This window comes from Pseudoalteromonas sp. Ld19, assembly GCF_045064135.1.
Lineage (GTDB): Bacteria > Pseudomonadota > Gammaproteobacteria > Enterobacterales > Alteromonadaceae > Pseudoalteromonas > Pseudoalteromonas aliena.
Map to the genome: position 1 here is coordinate 122,508 of NZ_JBISHA010000017.1, position 18,403 is coordinate 140,910.

The window sequence follows — 18,403 nt, forward strand, 5'->3', positions numbered from 1 at the left end:
TATGAAGAATGCTTCCCTTTCTAGCGTGTGTATCATTACAAGCCTATTTTTAGTTGCTTGTACAAGTACACCTGAAAACAAAAAACATATTTTTAAACCAGCGAGTTCGTACCTTTTAGAAAACGAAAACGTTACAGTGGAAGGTGGGGAATTAGTTAGTCAAACTAAAAAAAATCAACTAAACAAGCAAGCGAGTGTTTTTAATTACGTTGACGCATTTAAGGTACAACAACAAAGAGCTGAAGTTACCGATGATGTAGTTGATCTGTTTAGTGATACACGTGAATTAAAAATAGCTTCTGATGGCTTAGGTTTAAGTGATTACTTACACCAAGTGCTTGGAGAGCAATTAAAAGTAAGCTACATTTTAGCTGACGAAATTAAAGATGATACACAAACGGTTACATTAAATATTCAGCAATCGTTAACGGAGCGCAAACTGTATTTGCTAACTGAGCAACTTCTTAGTGAGCGCGGCTATACAGTTCGTTTTAACGACAATATTTTTTATATACATAAGCAAGATAACAACACAGGTCAAAAAGATGTTACCTATGGTTATGGTAACCAAGTGTCGGATGTACCTGAAACATCTGGCGAAATAATACAGATGATCCCATATGAATACGGCTTGCAAATATCAATGAGCAACACGTTAAGACAAATGATAGGGGTCAAATCTACTACGGATACAGATCGTAATGGGATAAATGTATTTGGCAAACGAAACGAAGTGATTAAAGCCCTGGAACTTATACAGTTGCTTGATCGCCCTGCATTTGTGAATAGACGTATTGGCATTTATGAATCTACCTACATAAGCGGAAAGGACTTATTAGATAAATTAAGTGAACTTTTAAAACAAGAAGGCATTAAGTTTGGCACAGGTAACGATACCTCAAGTGCAATTACAGCCGTAAATATTGAAAAACAAGGCAAATTAGTTTTTTTTGCAAGCAGTAATGCATTAATAGAGCGTGCCGTTTACTGGGCAAAACAAATAGATAAGCCAATTGACAGTGCCGAAAAGCAATATTTTATATACCAACCACAATATTCTCGTGCTATTGATATGGGGGAAAGTTTAGAGGCGCTAATTGGTGGAGGAACATCTCGCATTAGTAGCTCAACGTCTGCATCATCTGAAAATAATGAAACGTCATCGCGTCGAGGGGCATTAAGTGCAAGCTCTGAAGATCTTAAAATGGTAATAGATGAACGCTCAAATGCTGTAATATTCTATACTACTGGCGAAAAGTACCAGCAATTATTACCCTTAGTAAGACGTTTAGACATTCTACCAAAACAGGTCATGTTAGAAGTGGTCATTGCTGAGGTATCGTTAACCGATGAATTTAAACAAGGCGTAGAGTTTAGTTTTAATAATGGCAGTTATGGTTTATCAACGAAAGGCGCCTTTATGGATGGCGGCTTTGGCGGGCTTTCTTATTTATTGAGCGGCCCTAGAGGCGATTTAGCCGTAAACTTATTTGAAAGTAACTCATTAGTTAATATCCTATCTAGACCATCGTTAGTTGTGCGTGATGGTGTAAATGCAACAATAACAGTAGGTACTGATATACCAATTGTAAGTTCAACTACAAACGATCCTTTAGATTTATCTGGACGTCAAACAACTAACGTAGAGTATCGTAAAACAGGGGTTGAGTTGGGCGTAACACCAACGGTAAATGCGCAGGGTGTTGTACTAATGGAAATAAAACAAAAAATATCAAATGAAGTTAAAAATGGTTCTACGCTTTCGGGTAATCCAAGTGTGTTTGAGCGTACTATTGATACAGAAGTGGTTGCTCAAAACGGACAGACAATTATTTTAGGTGGCTTAATTAGCGAAAATCGCACAACACAAGCGTCATCAGTGCCGTTCTTTTCGAGCTTGCCCATTATTGGGAACTTATTTAAAGCTGACACCAGAGATGGTGATAAAACTGAACTTGTTGTTTTAGTAACACCACGGGTAATAGAAAGTTCGTCTGAATGGGATGATATAAAAGAAAAATTTGAGAGTATGTTCGAAAACCTAAAGGTACAACCATAATTTATATTATCGTAAGTTAACCTTTAATTTTAATAACTTCTTTTTTATCAAGTGTTTGAGTTGGTTTTTGATGTAATGTTAGTGCAATATATTTAATGTAAGCTTTTATTTAGGCACGTAAATAAAGTATGAAATTAATTTAAACATTTATGTTTTATTTACTTAACACAAAGCTTGATAAGTTTATAAAAGTTAAGTAAAATCGCTAGGCTTATATAAGCATATAAGCCTACTTTGTTTTTTGTTGTTAAACATTTTAGTTGATCTAAAATTAACAGTGAATAATAATGAATTGACATTAAAGGGTTAATCTCTATACACTTTAATTGTTCGGTTGTTGCTTAGGTGACGGCCTAAGTATAATAATATTTGAGGTGGTGATAAGGTTATCTCACCTCGGTTTCATGAAACTTGGAGAATGGAAAAAATGTTTAAAAAAACTCTATTAGCACTTGCAGTAGCTGGTGTATCTATCACTGCTAATGCAGCTGTAGTTAAAACAACATCTGTAGTTGACACTACTTTACAAACTGCACTTGAGACTTCATTAAAAACTCAGCTAGGCGATGGCAAATCAGGCCTTGGCGCTGATAACGTTTTTGGTGGCGGTAATGATAACTGTGAAGACCTAGCTACAGAACTTAGCGCTGTAACTGAAGTTGCTACTTTCACTCCAGCAAATGGTGGTATTGATACTGCTACTTTCGGTACTGGTAACGATGGACTTGCTAAAAACTTAGTTCAGTACACTGCTGCTGATGCATGTACAGTATACTTAGCAGCTGACACTGGTGTTGCAGTAGCTAAAGACGGCGTTGAGTATTCAACTGTTAAAGCTATCGAAATCAAGCCAGTAGTTGTTGCTGGTATTGGTGGTTACAAAGACGAAGATACACTTACGTTCCAAATCTCTGGTGCTAAGCTTGATACTGCGTTAACTACAGCGCCTACTATTAGTGTTGGTGCTCTTGGCCAAGCCGGTGCTGGTGTAACATTTGACGTGTTAGACATTACTGATAGCCAAGTTCGTTTCACTGTACAAGGTGCTACAAGCCAAACTGATTTCGTTAAAGGTAACGCTGTACTTAAGCTTGCTGGTTTATTCTTAGATTCAACAGGCCTAGCTTCATCTACTTCTGTTAACGTAAACTCTTTTGCAACAAATACGTCAGGTACTAAATTTGACGAAGCATCTGCTGCAACAATCGTGACATTAGTACCACAGTACACTGCTGAAGTTACTAACGCGTTTGACGAAATGATTGATGTTGGTAAAGATCGTCAAGAATTTGCTAACGGCCCTTCAGATACACTTAACTTAAAAGTTGAGCAAAACACAAGCACTACTCCAGCTGGTTTAGCACTTGTACCAGACGTTGCTACTTTTGTAGTTACTGGTGATTTCTCTTGGATGCTTGATGACGACATCGACTTAAATGAAGATGGCGCATTAACAACTACTGAACTAGCAAAAGCTGTTACATACGCAGGTTCTGCTTCAGTAACTAAACTTGCACTTAATGCAGCTAAAACTCAACTTACTATCACTACTAAAGTAGCTGGTGGCGCTGTTGATGCTGCTCCTTCAATCACTTTCACAACTGCTGGTTTCGACCAAGGTAAGCTTGAAAATGCATTGATTGCAGTTCAAAGCTTCTCTGTTAGCCTTAACGTGTTAAGCGACAAGTCTGTTGGCGGCAAAACTGCTAACATGCAAGCTCTAGATACGTCTGCAGCTGGTGAATGGGAACTTAACGGTTCTGTAGTTGTTTTACCATACATCCCATTTGGTCCTAACACGCAACCAATCATCCGTCATACTAATGCTGGTACTCGCGTTGGCGACGTAACTATGCGTTACATGATCGAAGGCGAAGACGTAACATGGAAAGCACTTCCAGGTGGCGCAATTGCTGATGTTAAACCAGGTGTACGTAACTTACTTACTACAGTAACTAATGCTCTTAAAGCTGAAGGCTACGATGCTACTGATGCTGGCTTTAAAGCTGCAGTAGAAATCGTAACTAACGTACCTTCACGTGACGTTCACGTGTTCTCTGGTGCTAAAGTAACAAGTTCTGATTCTTCACGTATGAATCTTACAGCTGTAAAAACTAACAACTAATATTAGTTAATAGTTTAAATAAAAAGCGAGCTTAGGCTCGCTTTTTTTATGTAAAGTATTTAATTACAGAGTGTTGAAATGGCTATGAATTTAATTGATAATTTAATTACTAAAAAAAAATATAAAAAAGCACACCAGTTAATTAAGAAACAGGCCAAACAAGGTGAGTCGCTAAAGTTATTAGAGCAAGAAGTAATATGCTGCTTTTATTTAAAACAGCTGAAACAAAGCGTACTAATATATAAAAGGTTGCTGGGCTATAACATTGAAGCCAGCAAAAAAGTAGGGTTTCTAAATAATCTAGCCATTACTTATAATCGACTAAAACAACCAAACTTAGTTCAGGCAACTTACTTACAATCAATTAATTTAGATGCCAGTGCACACAATGCTTTTGCAAGAGAGCAGTATTGTATTGCTGCGATCCAAAATAGTGACTTTAGCCAAGTGCTTGAGCATGTAGAGCCTTTATTGGGTTTAGCTGCTTATTCAGATAATGCTCATGTAATGCAATTGGATGCCGCCATTTATCAGCAAAAACGACCACTGATAGATGCCTTGTTAAAAACACTAGCAGCAACATTGAGTCAGTTTAAAGATAAGCATGTAGCAATATTAATAAATGTATTAATAAAGCATAATTACAAAACACAATTAAAAACGTTATTTATTGCTAATGAAAATCGTTTTAAAGCTACAGTTTGGTATGACGAGCTTGTTAACCAATCCTCTGAAAAAACTCTTATTACAAACAATAATACACTGCCTGGTAAATGTGGCGTTGAGGGGAGTAATAAGGCGCTTGTAAACTCAATTAAGAAGTTGATAGATAGCAGTGAGCAAGCAGGAGCTTTTTTTAGTCCACTAATTAAAATAATGGCTAGTGATGCTGGTTTGTCTATTATCACGACTCAGCCTGTGGTGAAAAATACCCTATTACTTGATATACCTATCAGTTGCATGCCTTTATTATGTGATTACAGTTTATCAGTTGAAAACAATATACTGGTATGTAAAGCACACAAGCAGCAACATAATCCAAATGCCAATACGACAATGTCGCTTATGATAGACATATACAACCAAACAAATAAGCTAAAAGAATGGCAAGTTAGCTCGCCATTCTTTAGTTTAAGTGATTACCCAATGTTATTAAGTGCTCTTGTTGAAGGTAAGAAAAACACGTCTAAAGTAATAGATTTTTATAGACTTTCACAAGAGGGGAGAAAAGACAAACTACTTATAGAGAGCTTCTTTGGAGCCCGTGTATTTAGCTATAAGAACGAAAAGCTAAAGAACCAAGGAATTAAAAGCGTAAGTGAAACCGAGAAAGGGCTACTCTCTGTAATTGACTTTGTTAACCATAGAATAGGCTCAACCTACTATCGAAGTACTGAAAATGGCATAGGTCTAACTGCTCCGGCTAACCAGCTTATTGATAGTGAGTTGTTTGTTCAGTACAACTATTTTGATCCATTGGGGACTTTATTAATTTATGGCTTTGTTGATTTAAGTTCTCCATACCTGTTTAGCGTGCCTGTTAACATGCAATTGTCCGATGGGCGAGAAGCGCAGGTTTTGGGTAATAACCCGTTTGGCAATGAGACGGTGTCTGATAGCGGAAAACACCTAGCCAAATATGTGCCCAATATTACAAAAATAAACAACGGCATTACACTTGATAGTTTATCTATTCCGGATATAACGAATATAAACCAATTGCGGGATGTACTAACAACGGTAGCCAAAAGTGTAACCTTAAATGATAACTTAACAGACACTGCGTTGATGGCTGAGGTATATTCACTTGAAAAGCAATTATTGCAGTTAAACTTAAAATATTGGTATCATTTAGAGTGGCTATTTGAACAGCAAAATAATGTGCCTGTAATAGCAAGTGAGCAACTAGAGTCATTAATTGGTTTTGCTAAAAAACATATAAGCCAATATGCTAATCATTTTGGAGTCGCCCTGTTTTAAAAAGTAAGAAGTTGTTTAAGGCTGTGGCTTGTTTGCTATTTATAATAAACAAGCCCTAACCTTTATATTCGCTGCTCTTTAGTTTGTAGGCTGTATTGCTAAAGAGTATTTGATAATATACTGCTTTTGAGTAGGATAAAAAAAGTGTGGCAACGAGTTAAAAATTGGCTTTTCTCCAATCGGCATTTAAAACAGCAATTGACGTTCTTACATCAGCAGCTATTAATAAGTCAGCAGCGCTTACTAATTCAACAAAGTCTGACGCTTAACGGTAAAGGTTGCGAGGCTACTAATGTCGATTGTGTTGTTTCTTTAACAAGTTATGGAAAACGAATAGAAACACTGCATTACACCTTATATAGTCTACTGAACCAAACGGTTAAGCCAAAGCAAATTATTGTATGGTTAACACATGGTGAAGTGCTTACACTTGAGTTGAAAAAACTAGAAAAAAATATTTCATTTAAGTGGTGCGAGGATTTACGCTCTTATAAAAAGTTAATCCCTAGTTTACGTTTGCAGCTTAATGTACCCATTATTACTTTTGATGACGATATCATTTATCCCATTGATCAAATTGAGCAACTTTACAAACAGCACTTAGCTTACCCGAACTCTATTATTTGTCACAGAGCCCATAAAATTATCTTTTCCCCTGCGGGCCATATTGCCCCTTATGTGCAATGGCAGTTTGATAGCGATGAGCAACTACCGAGCCATCTACTTATGCCTATTGGTATTGGTGGTGTTCTGTACCCTGTTAATTGTTTTGACGATGAGGTAACTAATACTGAACTATTTATGGCATTATGCCCCACAGCAGATGATATTTGGTTTAAATTTATGGCTTTAAAATGCGGGTTTAATACTAAGCTTGTAACAGCTCGATTATCTTATGAGTCATATTTGCATGTTGAAAACATCGAGCAGGACAGCTTATGGCAGCTTAATCGCGTTGAAAACGATAAACAATTAAAAGCTTTATTTGATCACGATGCGAACCTACTTACACTTTTACCTAATGATTAAAAAAACGGCTAAGATGAAATTTAAAAGGCTCTTAAAGCGCTTTCCTTTTTGCGTATATCCCTATAAACCTTACATGCACAAACATAAATGTATTTTTATTCATATTCCAAAGAATGCTGGCTCAAGTGTCATGAAAGCGTTAGGTGATAGCGGAGGGCGTTTTCATGTTGAGTCTGGATATTACAGTGAGGTGAATGATTACTTTTATAAAAAGTATCATCGCTTTGCCATTGTAAGGCACCCATTAGAGCGATTATTTTCAGCATATAAATACAGCCTCCAAGGTGGGAATGGCTCGCAGAGTGATAAGCAGTTGGCAGATAAAATTAAAAGCAATAGCCATGACTTTGCCAGTTTCGTAGATGCATTATTAGATATGCATTTTATAATGCAGCACTTACTGTTTAGGCCTCAGTATTTATTTGTATGCAAAAGCGATTTAACCTCAAATATAAATACCGTTTTGCATTTTGAAACGCTAGGTGAGCAGTGGCCTGATTTTGCAAAAAAACATAGCTTGCCACAAAGTTTAGAGTTTATTAATCGCTCTCAAAAAATAAAATTGCCTAAATTAACAATTGCTCAGTATGAAAAAGTTAACCAATTGTATTCTTTTGATTTTGAGCTCTTCGGTTATACCCCAATTGATGTTAGTTAAATCTTTAAGGGTATTTATTGCCGGTTCTTTTTTTATTAAGTTACTTACTGCGCTTTCTAGCTTAGGGGTGTTTGCTCTTTTTGCGCAACAACTTGGCGTTAACGAATTTGGTTTGCTTGTTTTGTGCCTGAGTGTGTCGTTGTTAATGTCGGGCTTGGCAAAGTTAGGCTTAGAAAATTTAATTGTTCGTTTTGGTGCACAGTTCGATGATTTAAATTTGGGTAGACTATACGCATTAAGTCACATAATCGCTTTATCAAGCAGCGGCTTATTAACGCTTCTGGTTTTATCTTTTGATACGCAGATAGCTTTATGGTTTTCAGTAGAAATGCTAAGTGATTTACTGCCCTTTATTTGTATGCAAACCTTACTTTTAGCGTTACAAAGTATTAATTCGTCAATTTTAAATGCACGACACAAAATTATTCATAGCGTTTGTTTTTCTGGTTTTATTAGTAACCTGTTAATTCTATTAATCGCGCTGTTTTTAAAGCCAGATACAGCGTTACATGCATTTAATATAGTACTTGGTTGTACTGCTGTTAGTTTAATTTTTTCCTACGTGGCCTCTCTCTTTTATTGCACTCCAAGCTTTGATGGCCTAAAAGCGCTTCCGCTTAAAAAATTAAGAAAAGCGAATAAACATTATTTTGTAATTGCATTTTCAGCATTGCTCACTCAGCAACTTGCTAATTTATTGGTTGCCAAATATGCTAGTTTGGCTGATGTTGCAATGCTATCCATTGCTTTAAAAGTGGCAGTACTGTTTAGTTACCCCTTACAAGCTGTTAATGCCGTATGCAGCCCATACTATGCACGCTTTTTTAGTACCGGTAAATTTAGTAATATCAAACAGCTAGCAAGAGAAACACGTATTTTACTGACCATTATAGCGACGGCTGGAATACTCGTTGTTTATTTTTGTATTGATTTTATGCTTTCACTAATAGGTGAAGAGTATGTGCAAGCTGCAACGTACATAAAAATATTAGCCATTGGCCAATGGGTTAATTTAAGTTGTGGTTCAGCGGTTGTTATTTTATTAATGACAGGGCATGAGAGAATACACCAATATCAAAATTTATTTATAACCATTTTATTTTTATTAATGTTGTGGGTATTAACGCCTATTTATGGCGGTATTGCTGCGGCGTGCCTTGTTGCAGCTTCAATGATTGCGAAAAACCTAGTGAGTTTATTCGTTGTTTATAAACGAGTATTTAAGATGAGTACCGATGATTTCTAAATTTGATAAATGTTTATTTGTTCATATTCCAAAAGTAGCAGGGCAAAGTATTGAAAGTGTGTTTTTAAAGCGTGCTGGGTTTGAGTGGCATGAACGTGCTCCATTCTTACTAAAGGCTAATGCTAATAAGGAGTTAGGTCCTCCTAGGTTGGCCCATTTAACAGCAAATGAATTTGTTGAACTCGGATATTTGACTGAGGAGCGCTTTTCTGAATTGTATCGGTTTAGTTTTGTGCGTAATCCTTGGGAGCGTATTTTGTCTGAATATAAATACAGAGGCTATAAGTGCTCTTTTAAAGATTTTTTATTGAAGTCTTTCCCAACCGAGAACGATGATAACTATGCCTCTGGTGATGATCTGTATAGGCATGTGATACCGCAGGCTGAGTTTGTCTGTAATCGTCAGGGAGAGCTTTTGGTCGATTTTATTGGTCGTTTTGAGACGCTATCAAGTGACTTTGCTAAAGTGAGTGAGTCAATTACCGGCATGCCTCTTGCTCTGCCTCATAAAAATAAAACAACATCAAAATTCAAAAGTGTTTTTCAGCCTAAAGCAAAACATTATACGGACTATTATTGTGATATTACCGAGCGTTTTGTAGAGCGTTATTATGCGCAAGATATAGAGCTATTTAACTACTCTTTTGGTGCTTAGCTTTTGTTGAAATGGCTGCTCTATAAATTTATAGGTAATAGCCGAAATTAAGCATGTGATTAATATTATTGCCGTATTTAAAAAAGGTGCAGCAGATGTGTTGTATATATCCGCTAAAGGTGTATTGATGGGTAGGCCTTTTTTTGCAAAAAAGTATTGCCATATATTTATAATGATATTAATGATTAAGTAGTGGGTGAGGTATATTGAGTAGGATATTTTGCCTAAATGTTGCATAGTTTTTGTTTTAAGAAGCGTTGAAACGACTCCGTTTGATACGCTAAAGTAATAAATACTTGATGCAAAAACTAAAAATGTAGTTAGTTGGCCTAGTTTATATTTTGCTAAATAAGTGATGCAGCTTATTACTGCCAGTAACAGCAGAGCCTCTATTATCGAAACTTTAAGCTTTGAACTGTAGTTTAGTTCGGTTTTCTCTTTAATAATAAACACACTAACACCAAGAAAAAATCCTCCAACAGCCCTTATAAACCCTAGGTCAAATGTTCTTAAAAGTGTGATGGGTTTTAGAATATAAAGAGTTGTATATGCAAGAACAATTAAAAAAATTGCCCAGTGAAATAAGTTTTTAATTCTTATGCTCTTTGCGACTACAAAAAAAAGGAAATAAGTATAAAATTCGGCACCTATGCTCCAAGAAGGAGCATTCCATGTTAGCTGCTCATCTAAATTATGTGCGTTGAGGAGTAATAAATTAAGAATAAAAGAGGTGAAATCGTTATTTATAAAAGGGTCTGTATTTCCCAAGTTTAATTGGGTATAAAGTAAGTGTTTTAGAAACAGAAACATTAACCAGACTAATAATAACGTTAAATGTAACGGGTAAATTCGTGCAAAGCGATTTTGCATATAAGTTTGAAAGTTTAAACTATCGATTTTACTTTTGTATGCATGGGCAATGACAAACCCTGATAGTATAAAGAAAAAATCAACGAATATGTCGCTATTAGATATAAACGTTGTTTTGTGTCCGTAAAAAAAGGGGGAGTGGAATAATAAAACCAATAATGCAGCCAACCCTCTAAATGCATCTAAGTTAGTATATCTTTGCTTTTCCACTGGTATCCTTGTTGTAAAACTGATTAAGCTTTTTAGCAATATAAATTGGTAATTTAATTTCCTCCTATTCTAATTTAAAACTGAAATTAATAGTAGTGGACTTTGGTTTGCTAAGTATTAATTAAAATTTTCAAGTTTAAAAGGGGTTAGCTAATCTAGTGCTCATAAGTTACTTTTTAGATAAAAAATTAATGATTCATAGAAATTGATATAACCCTAATCAATTTATATTAGGTATAGCTTTTTTGTAATTTAGTAATAAAAAGTGTGTTTTTTTGTTTTTACTTATTCATCCCTATGAATTTGTTGGCCTTTTTGTTTGTTTTTGAATTTCTAATACTTATACAAAGCTATTTTTATTTATGTCTTAATCAACTATAATACATCGCCTGTTTGCTAGGTTATTATAAAAATGCGTCAAAAGCCCATGTATAAAAGGTTGAAAAATTGTGATTGTAAATAATTTAGGGTTGTTTTTATGCTCATTTTTGAGCCTCTTTATTTTTAGGAAAATTGCAATTTTTATCAACCTAGTTGATGAGCCTAACTCTCGAAAACACCACGCAGGTTCTGTTCCTTTAGTCGGTGGGTTGGCGGTTTTTGTTGTTGTTTTTTCTTATTTATTTGTTTTTCCCGAAACAATTTCCTCTTCAATGCTTTACTTAATTTGTGCGAGTATTTTGCTATTCATTGGTGTATTAGACGATTTATACGATATTAGTTTTAGATTTCGTTTGATCTTACAGATTTTTATATCCGCGTTAATGATGTGTTTTGGCGGATTAATTTTCAATGATATTGGTGCCTTGTTTGGTGGGACGAATATCAACTTGTCTTACTTTGGCTACATTATGACTGTTATTGTCGTTGTTGGCGCTATTAATGCTTTTAATATGGTCGATGGTATTGATGGGCTGCTTGGGGCTTTGGCAACAATAACATTTACCTCGTTGGGTATTTTATTTTATTTTAATGGGCAAAATGAGTTAATGGCCTTTTGTGCAGCCATTGTTGTTGCAACTGTTCCTTATATTTTAATGAACTTAGGTATCCCTTTAGGGCAGCGCTTTAAAATTTTTATGGGTGACGCAGGAAGCACAGTTATTGGTTTTACTGTTGTTTGGTTGTTACTTGAAGGGTCTCAATCTCAAGAGAAAAGTGCATTTAGTCCAGTAACCGCACTTTGGTTAGCGGCCGTTCCTATAATAGATGCAATTTCTACCATTGCCCGTAGGATTAAAAAAGGCCAGTCACCTTTTAAGCCTGATCGAGAGCATCTACACCACATTTTACTTAGACTGGGCTTTTCCAGTAGGCAAGCTTTAGTTGTAATTTGCTTTATATCGACGGTGTTTGCAACGATAGGTATTGTTACTGACATTTATAATGTACCTGACTACATTATGTTTTATTCATTTCTTTTGTGCACAATTATGTATTACTTTTTTATGCTAAGAATTTGGCGTATTAGTGTACATATTCGTCGTTTTTTTGGTACAAACCGCTAGAGTATTTGATGTTTTATGGAAGAAAGTAGTGTAGTAAATCAAATTTCCCCTATTCAGATAGGCGGTGTGAATGTTTTACCATTTGAATCAATGGAGCATGTCTTAACAACCATCTTTTCAGATGATGGCCTTATAAAGCCAGGTATGGCTGTTGCTGTAAATCCAGAAAAGGTACTTAAGGCTATTGATGATAGTGAAACAAAAAAAATTATTAATGAAGCGCAATTCCCATATGCAGATGGTATTGGTGTTGTAAAAGCTTTACAACAAAAAACAGGTAAAAAACTGTGTCGTATAGCCGGTTGTGAGTTATGGCTTAAGGTATTAAAACGCTCATCTCAGTTTAACTCTAGGGTTTTGTTAGTTGGTGCAAAACCTGAAGTGGTTGAAAAAACGAATACTTATCTAACTACTAATGGAGTAAATGTCGTAGGTTACATGAGTGGATACTTTAAAAACACGCAGGAAGTATTTGATTTGGCTAGTTCTGTTAAGCCAGATATCGTCATTGCTGCTTTAGGTTCACCCAAACAGGAAAAATTAATAAAAATGCTGATGTTAGAATACCCAAATACTTTTTTTATGGGGGTAGGCGGAAGCTTTGATGTACTTACTGGTAATGTTAATAGGGCACCTAAAGGCTGGCAAAAGCTAAATTTAGAATGGCTATATAGAATGCTGAAAGAGCCGAGAAGAATATTTAGACAAGCCAAGTTACTTAAATTCCTACAATTATATTTGTTGAAGAAGCTCTAAATGAAAGTGCTTGTTTTATCTAATATGTCTTTTAAACAGTCGGCTCCAATGCAAGGCGTTTTTGTTGATAATCAAGTTGATAGGTTGAAAGAAAAGGACTTAGACTTAGATTACTGTAAAATGAAATGGAACACAGATAGCTTTTTATGTAGGACTTTAAAGTATCCTGCTTTTCTAATGCAGTTTATTTTTCAATGTGTGTTTCGTTTTAAATGTTATGACGTGATCCACGTTCATTATTACTTTCCTACTATTATACTTGCCGCTGTTTATAAGTTCTTACGTAATCGCGATGTTAAAATAATTGTTACCTGTCATGGGAGTGATATTTATTTATATGATCCTCCTCGTTATTTATATCGAACGCTATCTAATGTAGTTAGCCATTGGGTTTTCACCTCTGAGCAATTACATAAAAAGTTTTATCGTCCAGTAAGCTCTTATTCAATATTATGTGCAGGCTACAATGATAATATTTTTCATACCAAAAATAAGCAATTGACAAAAAAGTATGATTTTCTTCAGATTTGCAGTTTAGATAAAAATAAAGGTATAGATCGCTTTTTATCTTTAGTTGCAATGCTGCCAGAGCAGCAGTTTGCGTTAGTTGGTGAAGGGCCTATGAAACAGAAAGTGCTCGCTGCCCAAGCGCAATTTTCAAACTTTAGCTATCTTGGAAAACAAAATCCTGAAGAGTTAGTCGATATCATCTATCAAGCGAAATTCATACTCTCTTTATCAAGAAATGAATCTTTTGGGTTAACACTTAGTGAGGCCCAAGCCTGCGGTATACCAGTAATTGCAACCTCTACAGATGGATCAAAAGCCCAAATCGATGATGTTAGCCGTTTCATTGAACAAAAGAATATCTCAGAAGAGCAGCTTTTAGCTAACCTCAAAGATTCAATGACTTTTAACTTAGAGCTCTCGTCAAAACAGTATGATTGTTTAAGTGTTACTGTTAGCAAAAAAGCTGAGTCATTCTCTTTGACACGTGTTATTGAGCAAATTGTAATTATTTACAATGCAGCATTTAAAGGTAACTTATGATTAAAGAGAGCCTGAGTGTTGGTATTTATATGCCAACCAAAAACCGCGTTGAGCTATTAAAAAAAGCGGTTAGTTCTGTACTGTCGCAAACATACCCTAATTTTAAGTTACTTATTATTGATGATGGTTCAAGTGATGGAACACATGAATATTTGAAGACGATTTCAGATCCTAGAGTCTCATTTATTCGAAACGAAATTTCAGAAAAAGCATGTAAAGCACGAAACAAAGCCATTAAAGCACTTGATACAGATTTAGTAACAGGGCTAGATGATGATGACGTGTTTTTACCTGAGCGCTTAGAGTGTTTGGTAAAAGCTTATGACCCTAAGTACTCTTTTGTTTGCAGTGGTTATTTTTGGGATTATGGAGCCCATAAAAAATCTTTATTTAATAAAGAAAAGATAATTTCATTATCTGCTGCACTCGATCTTAATCAGTGTTCAAATCAGATTTTAGTAAGTCGTGAACGTGTGCTTGAGGTGGGAGGCTTTGACCCTGACTTGCCTGCACTGCAAGATCATGACTTGTGGGTTCGGTTAATCGCTAAATATGGCGATGCTTATAGAATAAGTAAAGAGCTATATATAGTTAACGATGATCAAGAACTTGAACGAATCTCTTCAGTTAATAATAAGCTGCGTGCAATTGACCTGTTTGAAGCTAAACATAAAAAAATAATGAGTGTGCGAAATAAAGAAAACTTTGCTTTTTATCGTAAAAAGATAATGGGTGAAAAAGTGTCTTTTATGGAGCTGCTCAGCTCAAGTAAGCATGGCTTATTTACTATTAAAGCAAGGCACACCTTAGCGCAATCATTATCAAAGTTAGCCAAATACCGTTTGGATTATATGCACAATAAGAAAGTTGACCAACCACTGGTTAACTGGTTATTAAATGTGTTCGTTCCTTTATTGGCTACGGGTGGGCCAGGGGCATCTCGCGTTATTTTATTGTCATCCTGTATTTATTTTTTAGGTGCAATGGATACAGCTTCGTTTGGTAGCGATTTTTTTATCTTAATGCTGCTAAATACGATGTTTAGCCAAAGCTTTGGGTTTTTTATTTTAAAGCAAGACTATAGAGACTCTTTTACGAGTATATCTAAACAATCGTTAAGTGGATTGATTTGTGGGTTATGTATTCTAAGTGGTTTATTTTGGATGGGTGTCATAACCAATTTGCTCTACTGCATACCGCTGTTTGTTGTATTGCATTTTTATTACCTATTTAGATTTAACCGTGTTGCAAAACAAGGTTTTTTTCTACTCGCTATGGCTGAGTGCTTAATATCTATTATTTGTTTAGTGGCACCTGTTCTTATAAGTAGTTATTCAGGTGCTAAGCTTGATGCACCCTACATTATTTACTTAGTCGCTCTGTTATCAGGTTTGTTTTTTATTGCTCTTTTCGATTGGCAAAGCCTAAAAGCAAAAGCAACGGAAAAAATCCCAAATAGAAAAGTATTTAATATTGCAATATCAACCACTGCCAGTGTTTTTGCTTTATTTTGTTTTCCTTATACAGCAAAACTAATTTTTGAACCTGAGGTTTCGTCATATGTGGCTTTAACTATTTCATGTTTTTCTATAGCTATGCTAATTCCAAGGACTCAAGCTAATAAAAATATGCCTTTATTGGGAAGCCATAATCTTTCTCTCGACAATATAGTTTTAGTGAATAATAAATATTGCAAGTTGATTTTAGTAAGCTGCTTGGCCAGCTCAGTTATCTCGTTTATGTATCTTTATATATTGGGTGCTCCCAAGGTGACAGCATTTATGGCATCAATTGCAATTACATCTATTTTTATATCTTCACAGTATGGCTTTATTTTTTTAACGTCTTTGAGCTTGCGTGGAAAAGAAGATATTGTTGCTAAGCTCAACCTGCTAGTATTGGGCGCAACGCTGATAGCTATTAGTTTATTGGTATTTAAAGTTGTAAATTTAAACTCAATTGCCTATTTGTTACCATTTATTTGTATTGTATTTGCTTATAGAAATATCAAAGCAAAACAAGCTGTGGCACAATTCATACCATAGGTGCGTTAAATAATGATTAAGAGTAGTGTGTAATGGCAGATGTCAAAATTAATGTTGAAAAAGCTGAAGATAACCTTTCTGTAGAAAAGCTTGTGAATAGTAACAATAGTGACTTTTTTGCGTTTGTTGATTTAATCAAACAAAATTTCTTAAGTGTTTTTATTATAACATTTGTGTTTGGGTTGGGCTCTATTGCTTATTCATTAAGTTTATCTAATGAATACCGTTCGTTTTCAAAAATTGCTGCGGTTAGTGAAGATAAAACCTCAGGTTTAGGAGCTTTAGCTAGTCAGTTTGGTGGTTTAGCGAGTATGGCAGGTGTTTCTATCGGAGGTGGTGGAGATGTTAACGTTATTACAGAAACATTAGAATCTCGGGATTTCATCAAGCTCTTTATTGACCAGCAAAAAATTGCTGTTCCCTTATTTGCCGTCAAAGACTGGGATAGAGAAACTAATACGTTAATTATTGACGAGGATATTTACGATGAGTCGAATAAAAAGTGGGTCAGAGAGGTAGAGCCCCACCAATCACAAGAACCTTCATCAGAAGAGCTGTTTTTAAAGTTCAAAGAGATAATGAGTTTTTCTAAAAATAAGAAAACTGATTTGTTAACTATATCAATTACTTTCTATTCACCAGAAATCTCTAAGCAATGGGTAGAATCTTTATTAGTAACTTTAAGTGAATACCTTCGTAATAAAGAGCGTTTGGATGCTGAACAAAGTATTGAATTTATAGAAAGTCAATACACTAATTTAAATAATAGTGAATTAAGAATAACACTATCTCAGCTGCTTCAAGAGCAATATCAAAAATTAACCCTAGTTAATATAAAAAAGAATTTTGGCTTTGAAGTTAGGGATAGTGCATTTTTGCCAGAGGAAAAGTCTGGGCCCAAAAGAGTACTTATTGTTCTAGGAATTACTTTCATAGGCGGAGTAATTGCATTGTTTTTTATTTTCTTTAAAACATATTTAAGAATGCGCAATAATGATTGAAAAGTGTTCAGCATTAGCAGTAATGCTTGTTTTAATTTTTATTATGATCAAGCAAAACAGGTTGGTACAAGTTTACGTATCAAGCTTTGCCGTTTATTTCTTCTTGGGCTGGGTTTTTGCTAAACATGTTGGCCTATGGCAATTAACTTTTTATTCGCTTTCGGTAGTATCACTGCTGACAGCTGTGATTCTAAGTCGCTTATTTATTTCGATAAGTGAAAATCAAAACCAACCGCAACTAGAATCTATTCATATCCCGTCAGAGGGTGTGAGCTTTAACCCTATAGTAAACTTTACTCTTATACTGCTTGTTGTTGTTTCATTAGTGAGCTATGTAGTTCTTATTGTTATGCATGGCATACCTGTTTTAAATATTTCTGACAGAAAAGATGTGTCAGGCTTTTTTACATACCTAATCGGTCTTATTTGGATTTTATATCCATTTATGTATGTGTGGTTTTCTAAAAAAAAACTGCTGTACTTTACCGCTCTTGCCAGTATCATCATGTTAACTATGGGTTATAGAACTCCTTTAGTAGTTACTATTTTGATGTTTGTTTTTCTAAATGTAAAATACAACCGATTCTATATTTCTAAAAAGACAAAGGCATTTGGTTCTATTATACTCTTATCAATAATGACCTTATATCCTTTACTCCGATTTCAAGATGATCCTGAAGCTATCATTAAACTTTTAGCCAATTTAGACATGCCTCCAGAGCTATTTATTTTTGCACCATTTATTTTAGTCTTTGCCGAGGGTTCTATTGTTATAAAAGGTATAAACGCTATTTTACCCGATATCGGGCTTCAATATGGTCAGTTCACTCTAGCTGGATTCTCGACAATATTACCAGGGGAGCAAACTCATAGTAGGACTTTGCTGTCTTATTGGTTAGGACGCACAAACTGGCAAGAGTCTACAACTACCTCCTCGATATTGGGTCAATTTTATTTAGAATTTGGAACATATGGTGCGTACATTCTAAGTTTTTTTGTTGGTGTATTTATTACATTAGGAAGTCATCGTTTCTTGACTCAGAATAGGCCTATTGAGAGTGCTCCATTTTTAATTTGTTTTATACTGTTAACAATATCTATACACACAGGTATGCTAGACCCTTTAGTGTTGTATGTGTTGTTTATATATATAACAATGATAATTATAAAAAAAATGGGCGATGTGATTTTTAAAAAATAAGGATTTATGG

Annotated in this window: 14 protein-coding genes; 13 read left to right on the forward strand and 1 reads right to left on the reverse strand. The window is 35.1% G+C overall.

Going from position 1 to position 18,403, the window contains the following annotated elements; all coding sequences use genetic code 11:
• The first annotated feature begins 1 nt into the window (after nucleotide 1).
• From ACJJVZ_RS05580 to ACJJVZ_RS05610, 7 genes are all read left to right on the forward strand, one after another.
• Nucleotides 2–2,059: a secretin N-terminal domain-containing protein gene (locus ACJJVZ_RS05580; RefSeq protein ID WP_405598800.1), complete on the forward strand. Its 2,058-nt coding sequence runs from the start codon at nucleotides 2–4 to the stop codon at nucleotides 2,057–2,059.
• Between the two features lie 427 nt (nucleotides 2,060–2,486).
• Complete coding sequence (locus ACJJVZ_RS05585; RefSeq protein WP_405598802.1) at nucleotides 2,487–4,184, forward strand: hypothetical protein; 1,698 nt, start codon at nucleotides 2,487–2,489, stop codon at nucleotides 4,182–4,184.
• 78 nt (nucleotides 4,185–4,262) lie between these two features.
• Nucleotides 4,263–6,164, forward strand: coding sequence for a hypothetical protein (locus ACJJVZ_RS05590; protein ID WP_405598804.1), 1,902 nt, complete (start codon nucleotides 4,263–4,265; stop codon nucleotides 6,162–6,164).
• A 144-nt stretch (nucleotides 6,165–6,308) separates the two neighbouring features.
• Nucleotides 6,309–7,193: a glycosyltransferase family A protein gene (locus ACJJVZ_RS05595; protein ID WP_405598807.1), complete on the forward strand. Its 885-nt coding sequence runs from the start codon at nucleotides 6,309–6,311 to the stop codon at nucleotides 7,191–7,193.
• Between the two features lie 73 nt (nucleotides 7,194–7,266).
• Nucleotides 7,267–7,851: a sulfotransferase family 2 domain-containing protein gene (locus tag ACJJVZ_RS05600; protein WP_405598809.1), complete on the forward strand. Its 585-nt coding sequence runs from the start codon at nucleotides 7,267–7,269 to the stop codon at nucleotides 7,849–7,851.
• Nucleotides 7,841–9,097, forward strand: a complete 1,257-nt coding sequence (locus ACJJVZ_RS05605) for a lipopolysaccharide biosynthesis protein (RefSeq protein WP_405598812.1) — start codon at nucleotides 7,841–7,843, stop codon at nucleotides 9,095–9,097. The genes ACJJVZ_RS05600 and ACJJVZ_RS05605 overlap by 11 nt, the downstream gene beginning before the upstream one ends.
• The gene (locus tag ACJJVZ_RS05610; protein ID WP_405598814.1) at nucleotides 9,087–9,752 is read left to right on the forward strand and encodes a sulfotransferase family 2 domain-containing protein; all 666 of its coding nucleotides are present in this window, start codon (nucleotides 9,087–9,089) and stop codon (nucleotides 9,750–9,752) included. Before ACJJVZ_RS05605 ends, ACJJVZ_RS05610 begins: the two co-directional genes overlap by 11 nt.
• Here ACJJVZ_RS05610 and ACJJVZ_RS05615 read toward each other — a convergent pair.
• Complete coding sequence (locus ACJJVZ_RS05615) at nucleotides 9,726–10,832, reverse strand: acyltransferase family protein (protein WP_405598816.1); 1,107 nt, start codon at nucleotides 10,830–10,832, stop codon at nucleotides 9,726–9,728. The genes ACJJVZ_RS05610 and ACJJVZ_RS05615 overlap by 27 nt on opposite strands.
• Nucleotides 10,833–11,281: 449 nt before the next feature.
• Between ACJJVZ_RS05615 and wecA the strand changes: the two genes are divergently transcribed.
• Genes wecA through ACJJVZ_RS05645 form a run of 6 tightly spaced genes read left to right on the forward strand, consistent with a single transcriptional unit; the run spans nucleotide 11,282 to nucleotide 18,393 of the window.
• The gene (wecA, locus tag ACJJVZ_RS05620) at nucleotides 11,282–12,340 is read left to right on the forward strand and encodes a UDP-N-acetylglucosamine--undecaprenyl-phosphate N-acetylglucosaminephosphotransferase (RefSeq protein WP_405598818.1); all 1,059 of its coding nucleotides are present in this window, start codon (nucleotides 11,282–11,284) and stop codon (nucleotides 12,338–12,340) included.
• A 15-nt stretch (nucleotides 12,341–12,355) separates the two neighbouring features.
• On the forward strand, nucleotides 12,356–13,096 hold the full coding sequence (locus ACJJVZ_RS05625; RefSeq protein WP_405598820.1) for a WecB/TagA/CpsF family glycosyltransferase: 741 nt from the start codon (nucleotides 12,356–12,358) through the stop codon (nucleotides 13,094–13,096).
• A complete protein-coding gene (locus ACJJVZ_RS05630) occupies nucleotides 13,097–14,146 on the forward strand; it encodes a glycosyltransferase family 4 protein (RefSeq protein ID WP_405598822.1) in 1,050 nt (349 codons plus the stop codon).
• Nucleotides 14,143–16,191 carry a glycosyltransferase gene (locus ACJJVZ_RS05635; RefSeq protein ID WP_405598824.1) on the forward strand — a complete coding sequence of 683 codons (2,049 nt, stop codon included), beginning with the start codon at nucleotides 14,143–14,145 and terminating at the stop codon, nucleotides 16,189–16,191. Before ACJJVZ_RS05630 ends, ACJJVZ_RS05635 begins: the two co-directional genes overlap by 4 nt.
• A gap of 32 nt (nucleotides 16,192–16,223) precedes the next feature.
• Nucleotides 16,224–17,192 carry a hypothetical protein gene (locus ACJJVZ_RS05640; protein ID WP_405598826.1) on the forward strand — a complete coding sequence of 323 codons (969 nt, stop codon included), beginning with the start codon at nucleotides 16,224–16,226 and terminating at the stop codon, nucleotides 17,190–17,192.
• Nucleotides 17,185–18,393: a hypothetical protein gene (locus tag ACJJVZ_RS05645; protein ID WP_405598829.1), complete on the forward strand. Its 1,209-nt coding sequence runs from the start codon at nucleotides 17,185–17,187 to the stop codon at nucleotides 18,391–18,393. The genes ACJJVZ_RS05640 and ACJJVZ_RS05645 overlap by 8 nt, the downstream gene beginning before the upstream one ends.
• Nucleotides 18,394–18,403: the final 10 nt, after the last annotated feature.

Bases quoted from the DNA above. Each gene is read 5' to 3' on its own strand.
- ACJJVZ_RS05580 (WP_405598800.1), top strand. From the start codon at position 2: ATGAAGAATGCTTCCCTTTCTAGCGTGTGTATCATTACAAGCCTATTT.
- ACJJVZ_RS05585 (WP_405598802.1), top strand. From the start codon at position 2,487: ATGTTTAAAAAAACTCTATTAGCACTTGCAGTAGCTGGTGTATCTATC.
- ACJJVZ_RS05590 (WP_405598804.1), top strand. From the start codon at position 4,263: ATGGCTATGAATTTAATTGATAATTTAATTACTAAAAAAAAATATAAA.
- ACJJVZ_RS05600 (WP_405598809.1), top strand. From the start codon at position 7,267: ATGCACAAACATAAATGTATTTTTATTCATATTCCAAAGAATGCTGGC.
- ACJJVZ_RS05605 (WP_405598812.1), top strand. From the start codon at position 7,841: ATGTTAGTTAAATCTTTAAGGGTATTTATTGCCGGTTCTTTTTTTATT.
- ACJJVZ_RS05610 (WP_405598814.1), top strand. From the start codon at position 9,087: ATGATTTCTAAATTTGATAAATGTTTATTTGTTCATATTCCAAAAGTA.
- ACJJVZ_RS05625 (WP_405598820.1), top strand. From the start codon at position 12,356: ATGGAAGAAAGTAGTGTAGTAAATCAAATTTCCCCTATTCAGATAGGC.
- ACJJVZ_RS05630 (WP_405598822.1), top strand. From the start codon at position 13,097: ATGAAAGTGCTTGTTTTATCTAATATGTCTTTTAAACAGTCGGCTCCA.
- ACJJVZ_RS05635 (WP_405598824.1), top strand. From the start codon at position 14,143: ATGATTAAAGAGAGCCTGAGTGTTGGTATTTATATGCCAACCAAAAAC.
- ACJJVZ_RS05640 (WP_405598826.1), top strand. From the start codon at position 16,224: ATGGCAGATGTCAAAATTAATGTTGAAAAAGCTGAAGATAACCTTTCT.
- ACJJVZ_RS05645 (WP_405598829.1), top strand. From the start codon at position 17,185: ATGATTGAAAAGTGTTCAGCATTAGCAGTAATGCTTGTTTTAATTTTT.